General features: G+C 56.0%; 21 protein-coding genes and 4 tRNA genes. 14 read left to right on the top strand and 11 right to left on the bottom strand.

Annotated elements, in window-relative coordinates:
• On the bottom strand, positions 1-151 hold a 151-nt coding region (locus tag ACE3NW_RS08715; RefSeq protein WP_374279632.1), incomplete at its 3' end, for a helix-turn-helix domain-containing protein.
• A gap of 618 nt (positions 152-769) precedes the next feature.
• Between ACE3NW_RS08715 and ACE3NW_RS08710 the strand changes: the two genes are divergently transcribed.
• The 4 genes from ACE3NW_RS08710 to ACE3NW_RS08695 all read left to right on the top strand — a co-directional run bounded on the left by ACE3NW_RS08710 (position 770) and on the right by ACE3NW_RS08695 (position 3,656).
• The gene (locus ACE3NW_RS08710) at positions 770-1,036 is read left to right on the top strand and encodes a transposase (protein ID WP_374282451.1); all 267 of its coding nucleotides are present in this window, start codon (positions 770-772) and stop codon (positions 1,034-1,036) included.
• A 23-nt stretch (positions 1,037-1,059) separates the two neighbouring features.
• Positions 1,060-2,046: an ERF family protein gene (locus ACE3NW_RS08705; RefSeq protein WP_374282449.1), complete on the top strand. Its 987-nt coding sequence runs from the start codon at positions 1,060-1,062 to the stop codon at positions 2,044-2,046.
• 67 nt (positions 2,047-2,113) lie between these two features.
• Entirely contained in the window at positions 2,114-3,277 is a 1,164-nt protein-coding gene (locus ACE3NW_RS08700; RefSeq protein WP_374282447.1) for a hypothetical protein, read from the top strand.
• A gap of 16 nt (positions 3,278-3,293) precedes the next feature.
• Positions 3,294-3,656, top strand: a complete 363-nt coding sequence (locus ACE3NW_RS08695; RefSeq protein WP_374282445.1) for a hypothetical protein — start codon at positions 3,294-3,296, stop codon at positions 3,654-3,656.
• On the opposite strand, the gene ACE3NW_RS08690 is transcribed toward ACE3NW_RS08695, so the two are convergent.
• Together ACE3NW_RS08690 and ACE3NW_RS08685 are read right to left on the bottom strand one after the other, a co-directional pair.
• Complete coding sequence (locus ACE3NW_RS08690) at positions 3,657-3,944, bottom strand: type II toxin-antitoxin system RelE/ParE family toxin (protein WP_374282443.1); 288 nt, start codon at positions 3,942-3,944, stop codon at positions 3,657-3,659. It lies immediately after the preceding gene.
• Positions 3,934-4,173, bottom strand: a complete 240-nt coding sequence (locus ACE3NW_RS08685) for a CopG family ribbon-helix-helix protein (RefSeq protein WP_291331840.1) — start codon at positions 4,171-4,173, stop codon at positions 3,934-3,936. Before ACE3NW_RS08685 ends, ACE3NW_RS08690 begins: the two co-directional genes overlap by 11 nt.
• Positions 4,174-4,242: 69 nt before the next feature.
• On the opposite strand from ACE3NW_RS08685, the gene ACE3NW_RS08680 reads away from it, so the two are divergent.
• Genes ACE3NW_RS08680 through ACE3NW_RS08670 form a run of 3 tightly spaced genes read left to right on the top strand, consistent with a single transcriptional unit; the run spans position 4,243 to position 7,951 of the window.
• A complete protein-coding gene (locus tag ACE3NW_RS08680) occupies positions 4,243-5,268 on the top strand; it encodes an AAA family ATPase (protein WP_374282441.1) in 1,026 nt (341 codons plus the stop codon).
• Between the two features lie 9 nt (positions 5,269-5,277).
• Positions 5,278-6,312, top strand: a complete 1,035-nt coding sequence (locus ACE3NW_RS08675) for a DUF3150 domain-containing protein (RefSeq protein ID WP_374282439.1) — start codon at positions 5,278-5,280, stop codon at positions 6,310-6,312.
• A gap of 4 nt (positions 6,313-6,316) precedes the next feature.
• Positions 6,317-7,951, top strand: a complete 1,635-nt coding sequence (locus ACE3NW_RS08670) for a hypothetical protein (RefSeq protein ID WP_374282437.1) — start codon at positions 6,317-6,319, stop codon at positions 7,949-7,951.
• 337 nt (positions 7,952-8,288) lie between these two features.
• Here ACE3NW_RS08670 and ACE3NW_RS08665 read toward each other — a convergent pair.
• The 5 genes from ACE3NW_RS08665 to ACE3NW_RS08645 all read right to left on the bottom strand — a co-directional run bounded on the left by ACE3NW_RS08665 (position 8,289) and on the right by ACE3NW_RS08645 (position 10,353).
• Positions 8,289-8,363, bottom strand: a tRNA-Gly gene (locus ACE3NW_RS08665).
• A gap of 5 nt (positions 8,364-8,368) precedes the next feature.
• Positions 8,369-8,443: transfer RNA gene (locus ACE3NW_RS08660), tRNA-Gly, on the bottom strand.
• Positions 8,444-8,482: 39 nt separating this feature from the next.
• Positions 8,483-8,556: transfer RNA gene (locus tag ACE3NW_RS08655), tRNA-Cys, on the bottom strand.
• 11 nt (positions 8,557-8,567) lie between these two features.
• Positions 8,568-8,642 (bottom strand) — tRNA-Gly (locus ACE3NW_RS08650).
• A gap of 406 nt (positions 8,643-9,048) precedes the next feature.
• The gene (locus tag ACE3NW_RS08645) at positions 9,049-10,353 is read right to left on the bottom strand and encodes a phenylacetate--CoA ligase family protein (RefSeq protein WP_374282435.1); all 1,305 of its coding nucleotides are present in this window, start codon (positions 10,351-10,353) and stop codon (positions 9,049-9,051) included.
• A gap of 305 nt (positions 10,354-10,658) precedes the next feature.
• On the opposite strand from ACE3NW_RS08645, the gene rsfS reads away from it, so the two are divergent.
• The 4 genes from rsfS (at position 10,659) to ACE3NW_RS08625 (ending at position 14,783) form a co-directional block, all read left to right on the top strand.
• A complete protein-coding gene (gene rsfS / locus ACE3NW_RS08640) occupies positions 10,659-11,072 on the top strand; it encodes a ribosome silencing factor (RefSeq protein ID WP_374282433.1) in 414 nt (137 codons plus the stop codon).
• Positions 11,069-12,628 (top strand): 2,3-bisphosphoglycerate-independent phosphoglycerate mutase, encoded by a 1,560-nt coding sequence (gpmI, locus tag ACE3NW_RS08635; RefSeq protein WP_374282455.1) that lies wholly within the window; start codon positions 11,069-11,071, stop codon positions 12,626-12,628. Before rsfS ends, gpmI begins: the two co-directional genes overlap by 4 nt.
• Complete coding sequence (locus tag ACE3NW_RS08630) at positions 12,621-12,863, top strand: hypothetical protein (RefSeq protein ID WP_374282431.1); 243 nt, start codon at positions 12,621-12,623, stop codon at positions 12,861-12,863. The genes gpmI and ACE3NW_RS08630 overlap by 8 nt, the downstream gene beginning before the upstream one ends.
• 393 nt (positions 12,864-13,256) lie before the next feature.
• A complete protein-coding gene (locus ACE3NW_RS08625) occupies positions 13,257-14,783 on the top strand; it encodes an outer membrane homotrimeric porin (RefSeq protein ID WP_374282429.1) in 1,527 nt (508 codons plus the stop codon).
• A gap of 335 nt (positions 14,784-15,118) precedes the next feature.
• Here ACE3NW_RS08625 and pstA read toward each other — a convergent pair whose 3' ends face one another.
• From pstA to ACE3NW_RS08610, 3 genes are all read right to left on the bottom strand, one after another.
• Positions 15,119-15,937: a phosphate ABC transporter permease PstA gene (gene pstA / locus ACE3NW_RS08620; RefSeq protein WP_374282453.1), complete on the bottom strand. Its 819-nt coding sequence runs from the start codon at positions 15,935-15,937 to the stop codon at positions 15,119-15,121.
• Positions 15,938-16,179: 242 nt separating this feature from the next.
• Positions 16,180-17,070, bottom strand: a complete 891-nt coding sequence (pstC, locus tag ACE3NW_RS08615; RefSeq protein ID WP_374282427.1) for a phosphate ABC transporter permease subunit PstC — start codon at positions 17,068-17,070, stop codon at positions 16,180-16,182.
• An 82-nt stretch (positions 17,071-17,152) separates the two neighbouring features.
• Complete coding sequence (locus tag ACE3NW_RS08610; protein WP_374282425.1) at positions 17,153-17,971, bottom strand: PstS family phosphate ABC transporter substrate-binding protein; 819 nt, start codon at positions 17,969-17,971, stop codon at positions 17,153-17,155.
• Positions 17,972-18,218: 247 nt separating this feature from the next.
• On the opposite strand from ACE3NW_RS08610, the gene ACE3NW_RS08605 reads away from it, so the two are divergent.
• The 3 genes from ACE3NW_RS08605 to pstB all read left to right on the top strand — a co-directional run bounded on the left by ACE3NW_RS08605 (position 18,219) and on the right by pstB (position 21,610).
• Positions 18,219-18,896 (top strand): response regulator, encoded by a 678-nt coding sequence (locus tag ACE3NW_RS08605; protein WP_374282423.1) that lies wholly within the window; start codon positions 18,219-18,221, stop codon positions 18,894-18,896.
• A 105-nt stretch (positions 18,897-19,001) separates the two neighbouring features.
• Positions 19,002-20,858, top strand: a complete 1,857-nt coding sequence (locus tag ACE3NW_RS08600) for an ATP-binding protein (RefSeq protein WP_374282421.1) — start codon at positions 19,002-19,004, stop codon at positions 20,856-20,858.
• The gene (pstB, locus tag ACE3NW_RS08595; RefSeq protein WP_374282419.1) at positions 20,855-21,610 is read left to right on the top strand and encodes a phosphate ABC transporter ATP-binding protein PstB; all 756 of its coding nucleotides are present in this window, start codon (positions 20,855-20,857) and stop codon (positions 21,608-21,610) included. The genes ACE3NW_RS08600 and pstB overlap by 4 nt, the downstream gene beginning before the upstream one ends.
• Positions 21,611-21,676 lie beyond the last annotated feature (66 nt).

Below are 21,676 nucleotides of genomic sequence, written 5' to 3'. Positions count from 1 at the left end.
AGCCACGCGCCCCGGTATTTCGCGCAAGTTCGCGGCTTACAGTTGAGACGCTACGGCCTATCGCTTTGGCTATGGCCCTCAGTGACGTTCCACTTTTCACTGCCTGGCAGATGTAGTACCGTTCTTCTCTGGCAAGGTGTGCATAGCCCATACGCCCCTCAATCTTTGGTTGGATGGAGAGGCTAAAGGGCTATACCACCTTGCCTTTTCATTCAACTTTGAGGGTGTTGCACTTGCAAGTTGAATCCGCCTAACATTTTTTCTGTGCAAATTTTTGTTCAGTACGCACTTGCCACTTTCAGCCAGACAGTTAATACGGAAAATGTTTTTGCCAGATCCATGCCAATCAGGGTAATGTCGTTTATGGGGTGGCCTCATTGTAACGGATTGTGTTCCCCTATGCATGCCCGATTTTATCGGGCGAGGCCATCCCATCATTATCGACCAGAATTTTAACCCGTGAGGTATGGCATTAGCCAAATGCTAATGCGGAAGCCATGGCAAATAAGATCGATTGAAGAAAAAACTATCATATTTACCTGAATCTCATCATTTCTTTCAATAGTTATTTATAAATCAAAACAAAATAGATATATATAATTACTGAAAGACTAGATGAAAAATCTAGTCTGTGATGTAGCATTGCCCGGTGTGATTTTGCACCGGGCTTTTTGTATGTAGAAAACCCCCTGCTAGTGGTATGGTATTGACCCTCCCCCCGAAAAGTATGCCATTGAAAAGTTAGTATTCCTGACATAGGAGCACAAGAATGAAACGTAGCAGATGCACCGAAGAGCAGATTATTGGGATCTTGCGGCAAGCCGAGGCTGGAGTTCGCGTTGTCGATCTGTGCCGTCAGAATGGCATCTCGGATGCGACCTTTTACAAATGGCGCAGCAAGTTCGGTGGGATGAACATTTCTGACGCCAAGCGGTTGCGCCAGTTAGAGGAAGAGAACGCCCGTCTGAAAAGACTTGTAGGCGAACAGGCGCTTAATATCGTCGTCCTGAAGGACGTGATCTCAAAAAACTTTTGAAGCCCGCAGCCAACAGGGAAGCCGTGCATCACATTCAGGCTGCGCATGGCTACTCAGAGCGGCGGGCTTGCCGAGTGATTCAGTTTAATCGCTGTTCAGCCAGACGGCCACCATCTGAGGACCGTGATCTTCTTTTGCGGACTCGGATGCTTGAACTGGCAAATGACCGGCGGCGTTTCGGTTCTCCGCGCTTGCATGAATTACTGCGCAGGGAAGAACTGGTGCAGAATCACAAGCGGACAGAAAGGATTTACCAAGAAGAAAACCTTTCACTGCGCACCCGCAAGCGAGTGAAGCGTCCAAGCCATGCTCGTATTTACGACTCGGATAGCATCACGAAATTGGCCAAGGCCCTGATCAACGTGCAACGAACCGTTCAACCTATTACCAAGGATGCTGAAAATCCCTTTACCAAAAGCTGGTACGCAAGCCTCAACAGTGTCATGGACGCCTGCCGCAACGCGCTCATCGGAAACGGCATCTGGCTGTGCCAGTATCCTGTGCCTGTGGAGCAGCCCAACTCTTTAGGGCTGGTAACCAAGCTGACGCATGCAGAGTCAGGGCAGTGGCAAAGCTCTCTTGCTGTGGTTCCTTTGCCCAAGGCCGACCCGCAGGGCATGGAATCGGCGATTACCTATGCTCGCCGCTACGCGTTAACCGCCATGTTGGGCATGGTTACGGAAGATGACGATGGCGAAGATGCTAAAAATGGCAAAAAATCGCCCACATGGCCTAAATTGCCTGTAATCCCCGCTGAATCGCAAAAAGCGCGACAACGCGACCAATCCACTACAAACGGATCTTCAGCGCCCTCAAATCGACCGCCAGCAAGCCTTGAAAATCTCCCGTCGCTAGAAGGTGTCACCTACCCGCAAGTTACAGCCCAGGACGGACGTCCTTGCATCATTGCCACCGGCAACACGCAGGCCAAAAAGGAATTACTGACCGGTTCGGGCTTCCGTTGGAACCCGCAGAGAAAATTGTGGTGGAAGTATGTTGATGCCGCATAATGAAAATCAAAATACCGAGTGAAAGGGCTGCCTGATGGCGGCCCTTTCGCTTTTATGGAGCTAAACCATGAAACAAAAAGACCGCACGGAAGGACTACGGGCTCTAATCAGGCAAGGCCTGCAAGCCGTTGCCCACAAAGACACACTTGCCCATCTGGGTGACCGCTCCGGCTACATCGGCATGAGCGATATCGGCCAGCACTGGGAATGCCCACGGGCAGCACTGGCAAGAAAGGTGCTCCCCACCACAAACAGCCTGGAGCGTCTGCTTACTCTGCAGCGCGGGCACTGGTTTGAATCTGGGGTTAGACAAGCTCTGGTATCGCTCGGCCTGCATGTTTTGCCCCAGCTTGAGATCAATTGGCATCATCATGGCGTGCCCATCAAGGCTCATCTCGATTTTGTGCTGGTCTGGGACGCACCGGTCAATGGCATACGCATTCTGGAAGTGAAAAGCACAGACAAGCTGCCAGCTTCGCCGCATGATTCTCATCTTCTGCAATTGCATGGCCAAATCGGTCTTCTGACAAAAGCTTGGAACAAACCCGTCTTCAGCCTCCGAGCTGAGGACGGCACGCTTATGCATGACAAAATGACCTTCCCTCAACTTTGCCATGCCCATTTCGGCCTTCAGCTACCCACGATGGTTGCCGAGGCAAGCGTGGAGGCGTGGTTGCTCTGCCTTTCTATGAAGGAGGTTAAAGCGTTCGGCCCATATGGTTTCAATCAGGCCATGCATGATACGGCCCTTGACCATGCGGCGCAGCTTTGGGGCGAGCTTGCAGCATTCCGCGCCGGGCACATAACTCTGGCACATGTGGATTGCGCACAAGGCTTTTACCCCTTGTGCTCGTACTGCGAACACAACACCGACTGCCCCAAATACCCGCAGGGCGTGCAAATGCCCCAATGGGAACCAGCTCTGGAAAAGCTGGCTGTCCTCAAGGAGCAGCGCACTGCCGTAGATAATGGAATCAAAGAAATGGAAACAGTGCTCAAGCTGGTTCACCTCCAGGCTGGCACACGGGATTGGGTAGACACGGGGAACTACCGCTTTCGCATGTCAGTGGCATCTGGTCGCACCACTTTGGATAGGGATGCTTTGCGCGAGGAGTTGGCCGAGATTTTTAACTCTGATCACATGGGCGGCATCGACGTGGACACCCTGCTGGCCCGTTGCGAGCGCACAGGCTCACCTTTCGAAAAATTGAGCATTTCGCCCATAAACTGAACTTCGGGAGATTATCATGGGGTATTATTCTGACGTGGCCCTGTGCCTGACAAAAAACGGCATGGGTCAACTTAAATCCGCACTTGTACAGGCGGAAAGGAACAATCCCGAAAACTTTGCGGCAATCAAAATGCTCATAGGTGGCGAACCCAGCAAAATTGATGAAGGCTCAGGCTCCGTTGTCTTTCTGTGGGAGGGGGAAAAGTGGTACGAGGACTTTGCTGAAATGGCTTTTGTAGCAAAACTAATGGACAGCTTGCCCAGCGAAGACTTCCTGTTCATCCGTATTGGCGAAGATTATGACGACATTGAAACTCGCGGTAGCTTTTGCGGCAAGCCGTTTGGGATGTATGTCGCAAGAAAGATTGCGTTTTTGTGATTATTGCGGATAACGTCGGGCGGTATGAAGAATACGAAGGATATGTACTTCCGATTTAACCACTCGGTATGCAATAAAATACGGAAAATCTGCCAGAACAAGCTCACGAGTCCCTGCGACTCTTCCAGCCCTTCCCCGTGAAGAAAGAGAAGCAAGGCTTTGCCCAGCATTCCATACGCATTGGGCTATTTGTCTCCCTGCATCTGAGTCCTTTTCGGCCAAATACCCCGCGATGTCGTGCAAATCCTCAAGGGCAAGAGCGAGCCACCTCACAGGCCTATTTTGCATGAACGCCCCAACGAGCAAAGGCTCCCGTCACCTCTTGGTCAGAAGCAAACTTGCCCTCATCAGCCTGCCGAACACCTTCCTGAATGGCTTCGACCTGCCAGGACTGTTCGGCCACGTATTGCCTTACCGCCTCTGCCACCAGCCAGGAACGAGACCGTGAGGTAGCAGCGGCAAGCTTTTCAAGCTGCGCCTGCGTATCCGCATCCAATCGCGCTGTTACCGTAGACATAGGAATCTCCTTTGTCTTTATTGTGTACATTCAAGTTAAACGTGTCAATGGGACATATTGGAGAAAAAAATGCAAACTCGCCTTACTGACGAACTTGATTCTCTTCAGCCCGCCGATCTCGATGCCGGGCAGGTTTTCAGCGGCAAGCGCTCCGGCACCATGGTCAGGGGCTACGCCGTTCCTTCTGCCTACACCCCGGCCATTGACCCTGACTATATCTTCCATGAGTCAAGCCGCGATGTTGTGGTCTGGTTTCTCAACCCACAGGAACCGTTGTACGTATTCGGCCCTACAGGCTGTGGCAAATCGACATGCATCAAGCAGCTGGCAGCTAGGCTTAACTACCCTGTCTTTGAGGTTACCGGTCACGGGCGGCTGGAAATCGCCGATCTGGTTGGTCACCTGACGGTCAAGGACAGCAATATGGCCTTCGAGTACGGCCCGCTTGCGCTTGCCATGCGGTACGGGGCGATAATCTTGCTGAACGAAATCGATCTGACCTCGCCAGAGATTGCAGCAGGCCTGAACAGTGTGCTGGACGGCTCCCCCCTGTGCATAGCGGAAAACGGCGGAGAACTGATTGCGCCGCACCCCATGTTCCGCCTGGTTGCCACGGCCAATACCAATGGCGGTGGCGATGACACCGGCCTCTATCAGGGCACCCAACGGCAAAACCTTGCATGGCTAGACCGCTTCACAATTTGTGAAGTTGGCTACCCATCTACTGAGGTGGAAAAACGCCTGCTCGCACGGCGCTTCCCTTCGCTACCCGAATCGTTGTGCGCCACCATGGTCAACTATGCCAATGAAGTCCGCAAATTGTTCATGGGTGAGGCTACCAACAGCAATCTGACCAATACCATCGAAGTAACATTCTCCACTCGCAGCTTGCTTCGCTGGGGTGATCTGACCGTTCGCTTTCAGCCGCTGGCCCATCAGGGCATACAGCCCATCACATATGCCCTCGACAGGGCTTTGGCCTATCGTGCAAGCCGTGAAACCCGCGCCATGTTGCATGAGCTGGCCCAACGCATGTTTCCACAACAAATGGATGCTGAAGGTCCCAACGCTATCTCTACCAATAGCTCACTGTAGGAGGCTATAATGACTAAACTTGTTTCTGATATCCGCATTTTGGACAACTTGTTAGCTCTCAATCTTAACGTCAGCTTATGGTCGGCCCGCCGCAAGATGAGCCAGGAAGACTTAGGCGGCGCAGAACTTCCCCCTGAAGATTTGGCATCGCTGGGTTCCAAGCGCATTGCCGATCCGGAAAACCTCAAAGTATTCGGCACACTCAAGGCCCGCGCCTTCAACTATCTTGACCGGCACGGGGTACGGTTCATGTCTGGCTGGGCCATCCCTGAAGAAAAGGCTGGCGAGATCGTGCAGGAGCTGCTCAACATCCGCACCGAATTCCAGAAAGAAAAGGAAGCATTTCTGGCTGACTATGACCAAAATGTGCAGGCATGGATTGAGAAACACCATCAGTGGGGCGAAATCATCCGCAACTCCCTTGTGGGGCCTGATTATGTACGCGCCCGCATGGATTTTCGCTGGCAGTTGTATAAGGTATCCCCGCTGGAACAGCATGCGGATAATACCGCTGTACTGGAAGCCGGTCTGGCAGAAGAGGTGCAGGGCCTCGGCGGCACGCTGTTTGATGAGGTGGCCAAGTCGGCTGACGATATATGGCGCAGAGTTTACTACGGCAAAACGGAAGTGACCCACAAGGCACTTTCGCCGCTGCGTACCCTGCATGCCAAGCTCACGGGCTTGTCTTTCGTAGAGCCGCATGTGGCACCGGTGGCTGATATCGTGCAGACAGCACTGCTGCGCATGCCCAAGAAGGGCAACATCACCGGCACAGATCTGCTGTTGTTGCAAGGGCTGGTCTGTCTACTTAAGGACAGCAGGGCTCTTGTGGGGCATGCCCAAAAAGTTATTGAGGGCTACGGCCCGGCCTTTGTGCTGGATGCGCTGCTCGCCGTACCATGCACTATACCAGTACAGGATGACAACGCGATGCAGGTAGAGGGTGTAGTTGATGGAGATGATGACGAGCCCATTCTGCCAGACATCCCTGCAGTTGACAGCTCGTTGTCGCATCCTGCGATCCCCAGCCTGGGGCTGTGGTGACGCCATGGTACGCACAAAAGACGTTCTCAACTGCCTGCCCCTTGTGGCTTCGATTCTGGGTGACCGTTATGGAGTGCAGGTGCGCATTGGCGGCAAAGAGGCCTGCACCAACGGCAAGGTTATCCACTTGCCTTCGTTGCCCACGGATTGTGAGCCGGAATTGCTGGCACTGGCCAAGGGGTTTACAGACCATGAGGCGGCACATATACGGCACACAGATTTTGACGTGCTGAAGGCTGCAAACCTTGATCCTGTGACCTTTAATCTGTTTAACTGCCTCGAAGATTGGCGTGTAGAAAAGAAGCTGTCAGGCATCTTCCCAGGCTGCCGGGAAAACCTGAACTGGCTAATACGACGATTCTTTGTAGAGCAAGCACAGCCAAGGGCTGGGGATGATTCCCCGGCCCTTGCTGTTTTGGACTATGTGCTGCTGACGGTGCGGGCCTGGGATGTGGATGAGGTGACCCCGGCACGCCAAAAAGCGGCAAACATTATAGAGCAGCATTTCCCCGGCTTGAAAGCGGCAATGGATGCCATTTTGGTCAAGGTCTACATCCATTGTCCTGATACAAATGCTGCGGTTGAATATGCGCGACAGATCGCCCTGTGCATCCGACAGTGGGAACCGCCTCAGCCAACTGCAAACAGCAAACGCACGGACACAAGCGATAAACGCGGTATGCGCCAAGATACAGGGGCGGTCAACGATTCTGCCTCACAAATCGACCAGCAACTAGGACCGGTTCAACCATCGAGTGTATTGAGCTCGTTACCACTCAAGGCCTTATTCCATGCGGAGGCGCAGGATCTGCCCCAAAACGTCGGAAAAATCATGGCGAGTGAGCTTACCAATTGCAGCGCAGAATCCACCTGTGAATCTCTGACCGTTGCTGTGGAAGGCACCCGACAAACTGGACCCTTACTAGCAGAACAGAAGCTGCAAGCGCTTCAGGCCAGTATTGCACTGCGCATGCGCCTTCAAGGATTTCTGCAGGCCCAAACCCAGAAGAGATCCAGCATCGGACGCTCCGGGACACTCCATACTAGTTCCCTATACCGCCTGCAGGTCGGCAATGCTCGCGTTTTCCAAAAAGAATCAGAGCAGCAGGGCATTAACACCGCTGTCCATATCCTGCTAGACGCAAGCGGAAGCATGGCTGGCGCACCGATTAACCTTGCCAATCGAGCCTGCTTTGCCGTGGCAACGGCACTGAGCCGCATCCGTGGCGTGAACCAGGCTGTGACGGCTTTTCCCGCAGTCTCGGAAATCAATTCAGTATTTCCAGTGGTGCGGCACGGGCAGCAGCTGCCAGATATGTTCGACATTCGGGCTTCTGGAGGGACTCCGTTAGCTGGGGCTTTGTGGTGGGTTTTGCAAACCATGCTGCCCCTCAAAGAGCAACGAAAGATGATCTTGGTCATCACTGACGGCATGCCGGACAACTCGCTAGCCGCAAACAATGTCATAGGGGTGGCGCAAAAACTTGGCTTTGAAGTTTATGGCCTTGGCATTCGGGATGAACACATCACGCACCTGCTGCCGCACACCAGCAGAGTGGTCAACGACTTGCCAGATCTGGTGCCTGCCATGTTTGTCATGTTGCATGCCGCATTATTGAAAGGAGTGAAGAATGGCTGAAAATAACCCTGCCAATGGGATAGATGCATCGGCGTGGTTGGTTATCGCTATAGCAGTACTAAAAGCTGTTAAAGCGATATGGGACGAAGTAAAAACGTGAAATATTGCGGGGGCGAGTTTGGCCCCCGTTTATCATAGCTGTTTACTATGAATATGAATGCCTCAAGCTAAGGTATTTGCCACGCTTACGGTACAGCCTGTGAAAGGAAATGCTTAGTTCCTAATCTTTCCCATTCCTCAAGATACGTTCATATTAAAAAAGCGGGATATTAGCGGGATATTTATGGCACAAATAAAAAATGCCTTTACGAATTTCTTCGTAAAGGCTTAACTTCCTTGGAGCGGGAAACGGGATTTGAACCCGCAACCTTCAGCTTGGGAAGCTGACACTCTACCGTTGAGTTATTCCCGCAAAAGTGGAGCGGGAGACGGGATTTGAACCCGCGACTTCAACCTTGGCAAGGTTGCACTCTACCACTGAGTTACTCCCGCATGGTATGCGAAACGGCGAAGCGTAAAAAGGATGCTGTTTGGAGGCGGCATCCAGATTTGAACTGGAGATGGAGGTTTTGCAGACCTCTGCCTTACCACTTGGCTATGCCGCCAGCAAAAAAAGTGGAGCGGGAGACGGGATTTGAACCCGCGACTTCAACCTTGGCAAGGTTGCACTCTACCACTGAGTTACTCCCGCTCAACGAAGAAGGGTTCTACGCTGACTAGGCCGAGGTGTCAAGCATTGCTGAACTTTTTTTCGCCACAAAATTGTAAAAATTTGCATCCATCTGTTATTTCAGTATAAAAATGAAAACTTTCTGTCGTGTCGGCAAGACGAGTCATGGCTTAGGCATGAGTCAGCTTGCACAGCGTAGGCGGGTAGCGCCCAGGGAAAAGGATCTTTCACTCTGGGCAAACCAGAAGGGAGAATCATAGGCAAAGCAGGCCCTCCCGCTAAAAAAATCGCATCCTCAGTCTTTGATGCGTTTGCCGTCTGCCTTTTCGCCCACATACGCAGGGGCCACCTGCATTGCCAGTGGCCCCTGTGTATGTGGTGTCAGGGCTCGCAGCCCGTACCAGTCTGACAGATATTTCTGGCCGCCCTAATCCTTAGGGCGGTTATCCACAATGCGCTTGGCCTTGCCTTCAGACCGCTCGATGGAGCGGGGTTCCATAAGGCGCACCTTGGCGGAAACGCCCAGATATTCCTTGATGGTTTTTTGCAGGCGGCCTTCCAGCATCTGCAACTTGCGAATTTCGTCGGCGAAGAGGTTTTCGTTCATTTCCACGCGCACTTCGAGCGTGTCGAGGTTGTGCGAGCGGTCAACAATAATCTGATAGTTGGGGGAAAGCCCGTCGCTTTCCATAAGAATGCCCTCAATCTGCTGCGGGAACACGTTTACGCCGCGTATGATGAGCATGTCGTCGCTGCGGCCCTGCAAGCGCGAGATGCGCACATGGGTACGCCCGCAGCGGCAGGGCGTGTAGTCAAGGCTTGTGAGGTCGCGCGTGCGGTAGCGCAACATGGGAATGCCTTCCTTGGTCAGGGTGGTCAGCACCAGTTCGCCGACCTCGCCGGGGGGCAGTTGGTCGCCCGTGACCGGATCAATGATTTCGGGCAAAATGTGGTCTTCCCACAGGTGCATGCCGCACTTGGCTTCCTCGCACTCCATGGCCACGCCGGGGCCCATGATTTCAGAAAGCCCGTAAATGTTAAGGGCACTGATGTCCATTTTGTCTTCGATGTCGCGGCGCATGGCTTCAGACCACGGCTCAGCGCCAAAGACGCCGACGCGCAGGGGCAGATCGCGAAAATTCACGCCCACCTCCATGGATGCTTCCCACAGATGCAGGCCGTAGGAGGGGGTGGCGCACAGTACTGTGGCACCAAAGTCGCGCAGCAGGCCAGCCTGACGCCGCGTGGCACCGCCAGAAGCGGGCACAACAGTGGCGCCAAGGCGTTCTGCGCCGTAGTGCGCGCCAAGGCCGCCGGTGAAAAGGCCGTAGCCGTAAGCCACGTGTACAACGTCAGAACGTACCACGCCAGCAGCAGACAGGCTGCGGGCCATCAGTTCGGCCCAGGTTTCGAGGTCGCGCTGGGTATAGCCCACCACAACCGATTTGCCCGTGGTGCCGCTGGAGGCGTGCAGGCGCACGATGTGATCCTTGGGAACCGCAAACAGCCCATAAGGATAGTGGTTGCGCAGATCCTGTTTTTCCGTAAAGGGCAGCAGCTTGAGGTCTGCCAGCGATTTGATGTCGGCAGGGGTAATGCCCGCCTCGTCAAAGCGTTTGCGATAAAAGGGCACGTTGGCGTAAACGCGGTTGCACAAATCACGCAGGCGGCGCAGTTGCAGCGCCTCCATTTCTTCGCGTGGCAGAGTTTCCTGTTTGATGTTGAAAAGCACGGCCCTCTCCTTCTGCGGCTGGCGTTTGACGGCGCATTGGCGCTAAACTGATCCCTGAATAAAAGCTTCGTTTGGGTATGCCGCAATGCGCGGGTGCGGTCAATACGGTGGATGGCGATTCTCCGCTCTCGCCCGGGCTGGGCGGTGTTGTCGCGCACCATGTCTGGCGAGAGGGCAATTGCCGCACTGCCGGTTGCCAAGGTTTTACACACCCTGCCGATAAAAGCCGAAAATGTACGTATTATGGCAGGCAGGGCGGGCCTGACGGCATTGCCCTTGACCCGTCTTTACGGTATGTGAAGTGTATGGAAAACAATACCCCTCTTTCACCTGTAGGGGGCACTGCCCCCAAGCGTTTTTCGGATATCCCTCTGGAAGAAAAACTTGAGGCCGTGGTGACATGGCTTGAAGAGCACAAGGCCGCGCGCGTTGTCAGCATTGATATGGCTGATCAGGGCGGGTTTGCCGAAGCTCTGGTCATTGCCAGCGCCGGTTCCGTGCGCCACGCCCAAAGCCTGGCCGATGGCGTGGGTGAGATGTGCCGCGCGCGCAACTTCGAGTATCTGCGTATGGAAGGCTACACCGCCGGCCAGTGGATTCTGGTGGACATGAACGACATTGTCGTCAACGTTTTTCTGGAACCTGTGCGCGAGCTCTACGGTCTTGAAGCCCTGTGGGGCAAGGCTGCCTCGCTGGCAAGCGCCCGTACCGGGGAATAATCATGACGCCCACGCTCTTGCTGATTCTTGATGGCTGGGGCATTGCCGAGCCAGGGCCTGGCAACGCCACCTATGTGGCGGCCACGCCCAATATGGACGCGCTCTTGGCTCGTTGTCCGCATTCACGCCTGGCGGCCTCTGGCCGCGACGTGGGGCTGCCGCGCGGCTACATGGGCAACTCTGAAGTGGGGCACCTGAACATTGGCGCTGGCCGTGTGGTGTATCAGGACATGACCCGCATAGACGTTGCCCTGGAAGACGGCAGCTTTGCCGCCAATCCGGTGCTCAACAGCCTGATTGAATCGGTAAGGCAGAGCGGCGGCAAGCTGCATCTGGCCGGTTTGCTCTCTGATGGCGGCGTACACAGCCATATCCATCACCTCGAGGCTTTGTGCGCCATGGCCCACAAGGCAGGCGTGCCCGTGCGCATCCACTGCCTCATGGACGGGCGCGACCGCGACCCGCACAGCGGTGTGGATTTTATGCGCGCTCTTTTGCAGAGCATTGAAGGGCAGCCCCAAACCCGCGTAGCCAGCATGGTAGGGCGATTTTTTGCCATGGACCGCGACAAGCACTGGGAACGACTCAAAGAAGCCTGGGAAGTGATCGTGCATGGGGTTCCCGCTGCCACCACGTCGCCCCTTGCAGCCATTGAGGCCTCCTATGCTGAGGGGGTTACAGACGAATTTATCAAGCCCGTATGCTTTGAGGCGGGCGGCGATGCTCTTGGCATGGCCGACGGCGATGGCCTGTTTTTGTTCAATTTTCGTGCTGACCGCATGCGCCAGTTCACCCAGGCCTTTATCCAGCCCGAATTTGACGGTTTCGACCGGGGCCGCGTGCCGGCACTTGCGGGCGTGGCATCCATGACCGCCTACGAGTCGAGTTTCAATATCCCCGTGGCATTTCCCAAAGAGCCCGTGAGCATGGGGCTTGGCGAGGTGGTATCACGTCAGGGTATGCGTCAGCTGCGCTTGGCCGAAACGGAAAAGTACGCCCACGTCACCTACTTTTTTAACGGCGGGGTAGAGGAACCTTTTGTCGGCGAAGACCGCATTCTGGTGCCTTCGCCGCGCGAGGTGAAAACATACGACCAAAAGCCCGCCATGAGCGCGCCGGAAGTTGCCGACAAATTTGTGGAAGCCTGGAATTCGGGCAGCTATGATCTTGTGGTGTGCAACCTTGCCAATGGCGACATGGTGGGTCACACAGGCATTCTTGAGGCCGCAGTAAAGGCCTGCGAAGTTGTGGATGCCTGTGTTGGGCGCATGACAGCCGCTGTTGAGGCGCGCGGGGGCCGCATGATCATTATTGCCGACCACGGCAACTGCGAAAAAATGCTCACCCCAGAGGGGCAGCCGCACACGGCCCACACCACCAATCCTGTGCCGTGCATACTGCTTGAACCAGATGGCAAGGTGCTGACCTTGCACGATGGCAGGCTGGCCGACGTGGCCACCACCATTCTTGGTCAGTGGGGAATACAGCCCTCAGAGCTGATGACCGGGCGCAATCTGGCAGCGCCGCAAACCGAAGGGGAGGCCAAGCGTGGCTGAGCGCAAGCGACCCATCCAGCCCGTTGCCCCCGACGGCATGGAGATACTGTTTTTTTACCAGTGCCCCAACTGCGGCAAGCATGTGCCGCAGGCAAGCCCCACCGAGCCGCGCATGGTGCGCTGCCCTGGCTGCTCGCAATCCTTTCCCATTATTCCGGTTGATGAGCACAGCCTGCACTACGTGCGTATTATGCTGGCAGAGGGCAAGGCGGCGGCAGACCCGGATTTTATGTAGCTTGTTTTTTTTTGACCGAACCAACGGCCCGCTTTCGGCTTTGTGCTGCGTGCAGCACGAACTGGAAGCGGGCTTTATATTATTGATGCGTTGTTCAGGGGCGTGCGCTGGCCGCAAAAAAAATTGTACGCCCACACAGTCCAATTGTTGTGATTTTACCCTGCCTGTTTTGCGCTGTAATACGGTAGCACCACGGTATGCTGCCATTTGGGGCCCCTTGGGGCCGTGTGCGTGTGTGACGGTATGGTGTCATAATCTTGCCGATGTCACAGCTTGGTAAAAAAATTTTGACGAAAAAGGTTGCCTTCGGCACAAAAGACAGGTATCTATTTTTTGCCTGTTTTGGAGCAGGCCTGTGTTAACCCTGTGGGAAAAAACGAGAGGAAGGGATTTATGAAACGCATTTGTACGCTTATCCTGGCCGCTGGCCTGGTGTTCGGCGCGGCCACCGGTGCCAGCGCCATTGATTTCAAGGCCAAGGGTGCCTGGTTGATGGGCTTTGGCGTGGGTAACGAAAGCCTGACCAGCAAGACCTCGCTGAACGGCAACAAAACCAAGGCCGACAACAGCGACACCTTCGCCGCTCAGCAGCGCGTGCGCTTGCAGTTGGACGCCGTGGCTTCTGAAGCCCTGTCCGGCACCGTGTATTTTGAAATTGGCAATCAGAGGTGGGGCCAGGGCGTGAACGGCTCTGGTGCAGCTCTTGGTGCCGACGGTCAGGTTGTTAAGGTAAAGAACGCCTACATCGACTGGGCCATTCCCCAGACCGATGCCAAGGTGCGCATGGGTATTCAGGCCATGCTGCTGCCCAACGTGGCTGGCGGCTCTGCTGTTATGGATACCGACGTGGCCGCTGTTGTGACTTCGTACAAGTTCAACGACAACGTCAGCCTCTCCGCTTTCTGGGCTCGCCCCTTCAACGACAACTTTCCCGGTGGTGACGCCCGTTATCGTGGTAATCCCCAGGGCTATCTGGACAACATGGATCTGTTCGGCCTGATGGCTCCCCTGACCTTTGACGGCGTGAACCTGACCCCCTGGGTTATGTACGGTGCGGCTGGCAAGAACACCTTCACCACCGCCAATGGTAATGCTTACGGCTTGATCACCGCTGACGGCAATCCTGCCCAGACGCTTCTTCCCTATTCTGCTGCCATGGCCACCGGTCGTCTTGGCGGCACCAGCAAGGCCTATGGCAACATGTTCTGGGCTGGTCTGCCCCTGGCTGTGACCATGTTCGATCCTTTCAACATCGAACTGGACATCAACTACGGGTATGTGGAAGGCATGGGCCGTTACAACGTGCAGAAAGGCCAGAATGGCCCCACTGTGCGCGGCAGCACCGAACGTAAGGGCTGGCTGGCCAAGGCTCTTGTTGAATACAAGATGGATTGGGCCACCCCCGGTCTGTTCGGCTGGTACGCCTCTGGCGATGACAGCAGCGTGAAGAACGGTTCCGAACGCATGCCTTCCGTTGTGCCCAATGGCAGCATGACCTCCTACATGGGCGATGGCAACATGGGCTGGCTGCGTCAGGACTACGGTGTTGACTACGCCGGTACCTGGGGCATTGGCGCCCAGCTGAAGGACATGAGCTTCCTGCAGGATCTCAAGCACACCTTCCGTCTGGCTTACTGGGGCGGCACCAACAGCACCTCCATGGTCAAGTACATGCCCAACGCCTACTCGTGGACCAACGGTGTGGGTGCCACGGTTCCTTACATGACCACCAAGGACGGCCTTGTGGAATTCAACCTTGTGAACTCCTACAAGATCTACGAAAACCTGGAAATGAACCTGGAGTTGGACTACCTGGTCAACTGCATGGACAACAGCACCTGGAAGAAGGCCCAGAATCCTACCTCCTTCCAGAAGCAGGACATGTACTCCGCCAAAGTGGTCTTCGCGTACACGTTCTAATTCAGGCGTCAGTCGTCTCGCACGACAGTATACGCATTCAAAGGGAGGCCTTCGGGCCTCCCTTTTTGCATTTGTTGCCTCATCACAGGCTGCAAAAGGAGCCACGAGGGAGGCAGACTCGGAGCATTGCCGGGCTTGCATGCTGGCCAGTACCCCGTGAGCAGGATGATCTGTGCGCGGGGCGAGGCACGGGACATGTTATCCACACCTGAAGCAGCACGCCTTGCCGCTGCCTGCAACACGGCCAAAGCAGGCAGAGCCCGCTTGCGCGGGCCCTGGCAGAGAGAGGAAGATGAGAGGGATTTTGGAGAAGGAGGCAGGAGGGTGTTGAGATATCAGCGGCGCTTCTGAAGCCTGTCGCGCAAAATAATGGCGATCAGGTTCATGCCCAGCACCAGCAACAGCAGTACAAGGCCTGTGCCGTATTGCAGGGGGCGGGTTTTGTCTATTTCCGTACCGGCAGTGGCAAGCACATACATGTGGTAGGGCAGGGCCATGACCGGGCTGAAGATGGAATCTGGCCCCTTGGGCGTGTAAAATACCGAAGCCGTGAACATGATGGCGGCTGTTTCGCCCGCAGCGCGGGCCACGCCAAGAATGGCACCTGTCAGCATGCCGGGCAGTGCGCAGGGCAGAATAACGCGGGCAATGGTCTGCGATTTGGTAGCACCCAGCGCAAGCGAGGCTTCACGGTAGGTATCGGGCACGTTGCGCAGCGCTTCTTCTGCCGTGCCGATAATCACCGGCAGGGTCAGCACAGCAAGGGTGAGCACGCCAGAAAGAATGCTTACCCCAAACCCGCAAAAAGTAACAAAAAATGAAAGGCCGAACAGGCCAAAAACCACAGAAGGCACACCAGCCAGATTGTTTACCCCAAGACGCACAAAGCGGGCAAAGGCGTTGCGCTTGGCGTATTCATTCAGATACACCGCCGAGGACACGCCCAGGGGAAAGGCAATAAGCAGCGAACCAAGCGAAAGAATGGCCGTGCCGATTATGCAGGGCAATATGCCACCCTTGGTCATCATCTGCCGGGGGGCTTCTGTCAAAAATGACCAGCTCAGGGCTGGCAGTCCGTTCTGGAACAAAAACGCGCATACGGCCAGCAGTGCCATAACATTACAGGCGGCCACGGCCCGCAGCAGCCAGAACATGAATGTCTGATATTGGGTACGTCCCCTGCCGCTGGCAAACTGCATGCGCACACCCTCCGTTACCGAGGGGGCTGCATCGTGGTTCAGGAGGTCCTGTTCAAGCGGGCGCGGTGCAAGCTTGATATTGGGCCCTTCGGTGGCAACTGGGGTGAGGCGACTTGTGGCTGACATGAATTATTCCTCGTGTAAGCTGGCTTCAAACTGCGTGCTGCTTAGTGCTCATTACTGTGCCTGCACACGGCCTAGAGGCTGGATGTTCCAACCTGGCGGTGCTTTTCGGCAATGTATCCGGCGGCCAGATTGAAGGCCAATGTCAGGAAAAAGAGTACAATGCCGATGGCGAACAGGGCGTGGTAGTGCTCGCTGCGAAAGGCCGCTTCGGCCATTTCTGCGGCAATACTGGCTGGCATGGGGCGCACCGGGGCCAGCAGCGAAGTGGGTATGATGCCAGCACCGCCCGCCACCATGAGCACAACCATGGTTTCACCAATGGCGCGCGACATGCCAAGCATCACCGCCGTGCCAATGCCCGAAAGCGCTGCGGGTATAACCACCCGCACAGTGGTTTGCCAGCGTGTTGCGCCCAGGGCCAGCGAGGCCTCGCGCAGATCGCGCGGCACGCCAAACAGGGCGTCTTCCGAAACAGAGCAGATGGTCGGCACACTCATGAGCGCCAGCACCAGCGAGGCGTTGAGCAGATTGAGCCCCGAATCGGCATCCAGAAAATCCTGCAAAAAGGGCGCAAGCACCACCATGCCCAAAAAACCCAGCACAACTGAGGGCAGGGCGGCCAGCAGCTCCACAAAGGGCTTGATGACACGCCGCACCGTGGGGTGGGCAATTTCTGTCAGGTAGACCGCCGTCAGCACGCCCATGGGCACAGCCAGCAGCGATGAGAGCACCGTTACCGCCAGCGAGGCTACAAGCAGGGGAAAAATGCCAAACAGGCCCGGTTCCTCAGTAGGATACCACAGGCTGCCGAACAGAAAATTGAAGAAGGAATACTCGCTGAACAGCGGCAGGCCTTCCATAAAGAGAAAAATAACAATACCGGCCAGGGCCAGCAGAGAGCTGCCTGCCAGGGCGGTAAGGGTGACCCGCACCGATTTTTCCTTGATATCTCTGGAGCGCATTGCGCTTTCTCCCCGGCGGTTGCGGGCGGCCCGTAGCCGTCCGCTCCGCCGATGCTGTGGGTGTATGGTGGTAGCCTGCTACCTACTTGCCCAGGGGCACATAACCCACTTCAAGCACGTCCTTCTGGCCCTTGCCGGGGTCCAGCAGATATTCCACAAATGCCTTGGCACCACCGGCAGGAGCACCGTTGGTGAACACAAAAAGTTCACGCGCGATGGGCCACTGCTTGGAAAGAGCGGTCTGGGCGGTGGCGGTCACGTCATTGACCTTGAGGCCCTTGGTGGACTTGTCCATGTAGCCAAGGCCCACATAGCCAAGAGCGTTCTTGTTCTTGGAAATGGTCTGCACCACCGCGCCGTTGGAGGCCTGCATAAGGGCAGCGGGGCTCACGCGTTCTTCCTTCATGATCAGTTCCTGCCAGCATTCAAACGTACCAGAAGAGGTGTCGCGCGAGATAACAACGATCTTGCCGTCGGCGCCGCCCACTTCTTTCCAGTTGGTGATCTTGCCGCTGTAAATGTCGCGCAGCTGGGCAGAAGTGAGGCCGGTGACGGGGTTGGCGGGGTTGACCACGGGCACGATGGCATCCACGGCAATGGTAATGCGGTTGGGGGTCACGCCGTTTTTCTTGGCAGCGTCAACTTCTTTTTCCTTGATGTCGCGCGAGCTCATGGCGATGTCGCACTGTTTTTCAATGAGGGCCTTGATGCCGTTGCCGGAACCGCCGCCGGAGATGCTCAGTTCCACATCGGGGTGTGAGGCCATAAAGGATTCGCCAGCCTTTTGCACAACGGGCAGCACCGTGGTGGAACCATTGATGACGACCTGCTGGGCAGCCATGGCGGGAGCGCTGAGGCTCAGAACCGTAAGTGCGGTGGCGAACAATTTTCCGATAGTCATGGAGTTTCTCCTCTATATGTCTGGGTTGATACCGGGTAGCTCCCCGGTACGTTTCCCTTTTTGCCCTCCTCTGTTACAGAAATATGACGAAACGGAGAAGACTGCGTGAAGCTGTGGCTTGCGTGATTAACCAATTAAAATATAAAGAAATATTTTAAAATATCTTCGTCACGCAATTGTAACATGCCCTCCATGAGTTTGGCGCACAAAGTGGTTTTACTCTGCTTGCGTCATAGAGGTGAAACATATGAGCCAGCAAATATTGATAGTTGAAGACGAAGCCGACATTCGCGAACTTTTGCGTTTCAATCTGGAGCGTGAGGGGTTCACGGTACACGAAGCAGCCGATGGCACGCAGGGATTGGCCCTGGCCCGGCAATACACGCCCGATTTGGTCATGCTTGATGTGATGCTGCCGGGAGTGGACGGATTTGAAGTGTGCCGCCGCCTGGGCGCGCAGTCAGAAACGTCGCACATTCCTGTGCTTATGCTTACGGCCAGAGGGGAAGAAGTGGACCGCGTGGTGGGCTTGAGCCTTGGGGCAGATGACTATGTGGTCAAACCCTTCAGCGTGCGTGAGCTGATGCTGCGGGTCAAGGCCGTGTTGCGGCGCGGCGGGCGCACAGCCGAAAGCCCCGTGCTCGAGCGTCACGGCATTCGCGTGCGAACCGAGGCGCATTCCGCAGAGGTGGGCGGCGAACTGCTAAATCTTACTGCTACGGAATTTCGCCTGCTCGAAGACCTGTTGCGCCACGCCGGGTCGGTACGCACCCGTGAGCAGCTGCTCAACAACGTGTGGGGGTATTCCTTTGAAGGCTACGCCCGCACAGTGGATACACATGTGCGCAGGCTGCGGGCCAAGTTGGGCGAGGCGGCCCCCATGCTGGAAACAGTGCGCGGCGTGGGCTACCGCATCAAGGAATAAACGGCAAGACTGACGTATCTGGTGTAGTGGAGCAAGGCCGCCCAGAGGGGCAGACGCATGCCTGGGTATGGCGGCCATGACAGCATGTTACGAGTGAGAAAAATCATGCTTTCCTTTAGAACACGAATTTTTTGCAGCGTGCTTGTGGCAGCACTCATTGCTTCGGGAATAGCCGTGTACTACGGCAGGGCTTCCTTTGAGCAAAGCCAGGTAGACGCTGCCCGCGAGAGGCTGCTGCGCGAAACCACGCTGGCGGCTGCGATTCTTGACAAGATAGGGCCAAGCCCGGCTGGTGTGCGCGAGCTCTCAACCATACTGCGCATGCCGCAAGAGCGCCTTTCGCTGCTCGACAACAGCGGCAACGTGCTGGCAGATACAGCCCCAGGCGCGCAGCCGGTGTCAAAGCTCGACAACCATGCCGACAGGCCAGAAGTTCAGGCCGCCATGCGTGAAGGGCAGGGCTTTTCCATCCGTTCAAGCGGCACGCTTGGCACAGATATGGCCTATGCCTCGGTGCGCATAAACGATGGGCATCTGCTACGCATTGCCCTGCCGCTGGCCAGTTTGCAGCAAGAAATTGAAAGCCGCGTGGCGGTTTTTACCAGAATTGCCATTGTTACCCTGGTGCTTTCGCTGGTGCTGGCGGGGCTGCTTTCTGGCGCATTGCGCAATTCGCTATCGCAGATGGTCTCTGTGGTCGAAGCCATATCGCTGGGCAATTTTCAGCGGCGCCTGCGTCGCATTCCCGGCAGGGAATTTGCCCCGCTGGCTGAATCCGTGAACCGCATGGCCGAAAATATCGAAGACCATGTGCGCACGGCGGCAGAGCAGACCGCACAGCTTGAAAGCATACTCGAAACCATGAGCGACGGCGTGCTTGTTTTGGGGCCGCACGGGCGCATACGCAGATGCAACCGCGCGCTGGCTCGGGAATTTCCCGCTGCCGCGTCGGCTCTGGGCGCACAGGTGGTAGAGGTCATACCTTCACCCCAGCTCCAGGCAGCGGTGGATGCGGCCATGGCTGCGTGCCCTGCCCCCGCCCAGAAGGATGCAGCTGCAAACGGTATGGGAGAAATCTCTGGTGAAGGGGACAGCCTTGCCGCCAGTGACGAGCACGCTGGCTGCCGTCAGCAGCGCTATCTGCAACTGGAGCTTTCTTCCGGCCAGGTCATGTCGGTTTGCATATCCCGCCCCAGCGGGCTTGAACATCTCGGCCAGACAGGCATCGGCGCGGTGGCGGTATTTCATGACATTACCGAGCTCATGCGGCTTGAGCGCGTGCGGCGCGACTTTGTGGCCAATGTGTCGCACGAGCTGCGCACGCCGCTCACGGCCATACAGGGCTATGCAGAAACGCTCATCAGTCTGGACGCTTCGCCCGAATGCCGCCGCTTTGGCGAGATCATTCTCAAGCACGGTGTCAGCCTCAGCCGCATGGTAGAAGATCTGCTCACTCTCGCCCGTCTTGAGGGCAAGACCGGCAGCCTGGAACTCAACCCCATCGACCCGCGCGAGGCAGTGTCGCAGGCGGTTGGCATGTGCCGCGAGGCTCTTGAACGCCGCAAGTGCTCGGTTGTGGTAGATATTCCCGAAACCTGCCGGGTGCGGGCAAGTCTGCCACATCTGTCACAGGTATTCAGAAATCTTATCGAAAATGCCGGGCGCTATGCACCAGAGGGCAGCAGTGTGCGCATCAGCGCGCGCGAGAGCGGCCCCGATGTTGTCATCCGCGTGGTGGATGACGGCCCCGGTATTCCCAAGGCTGACCTGGAACGGGTTTTTGAACGTTTCTATCAGGTAGAGCGGCACAGAGGGCAGGCCACCACCGGCCTGGGGCTGGCCATCTGCAAACACATAGTTGAGCGGCACGGCGGCCGTATAAGGGCTGAAAGCCCCACACCGGATGGCAGCACGGCCCTTGTTTTCACCCTTTCTTCCGTCCACGGAGCGGCACTTTCATGAACGAGCATCTGCTGGCACGCAACGTCAGTGTGTACTATGGGCAAAACAAGGCCCTGCACGAGGTGAGTCTCAATTTTGAGCCGCGTAGGGTTACAGCCCTCATTGGGCCTTCTGGCTGCGGCAAATCAACCTTTTTGCGCTGCCTCAACCGCATGAATGATCTGGTTCCCGGCGCGCGCGTCGAAGGCGAAATTCTGTTGGACGGGCAGGATGTCAACCGGCCCGATACGGATGTTGTTTCGCTGCGCTGTCGTGTGGGCATGGTTTTTCAGAAACCCAACCCCTTTCCAAAAACCATTTACGAAAATGTGGCCTACGGTCTGCGGGTCAATGGCCTGCGCGACGAAAGCCTTATAGCCGAAAAAGTGGAACTCTCGCTGCGCCGTGCGGCCATTTTTGAAGAAGTGAAGGATCGCCTGCAAGGCCCGGCCCTTGGCCTTTCTGGCGGGCAGCAGCAGCGCCTGTGTATTGCCCGTGCTCTTGCGGTGGAACCAGAGGTGCTGCTTATGGACGAACCAGCCAGCGCCCTTGATCCCATTGCCACACAAAAAATTGAAGAAAGCATACGCGAGCTGCGCGAATCGCTCTCCATCATTATTGTCACGCACAACATGCAGCAGGCGGCCCGCGTGTCGGACTACACGGCATTTTTCTACATGGGCAGGCTCATCGAGCACAATGCCACCGATGTGATGTTTACCCGGCCAGCCAAAAAGCAGACAGAAGACTACATTACAGGCCGCTTTGGCTAAACGGGCCGCATCCGGGCCAGGCACAGATGTGCCGGGCAAATGGCAAGCAACGAAAATTTTACATTC

The sequence above is a fragment of the Desulfovibrio sp. genome (genome assembly GCF_041907885.1).
GTDB lineage: Bacteria > Desulfobacterota > Desulfovibrionia > Desulfovibrionales > Desulfovibrionaceae > Desulfovibrio.
The sequence above is the reverse complement of the archived record's forward strand: the minus strand, read 5'-3'. Positions and strand labels throughout refer to the sequence as shown.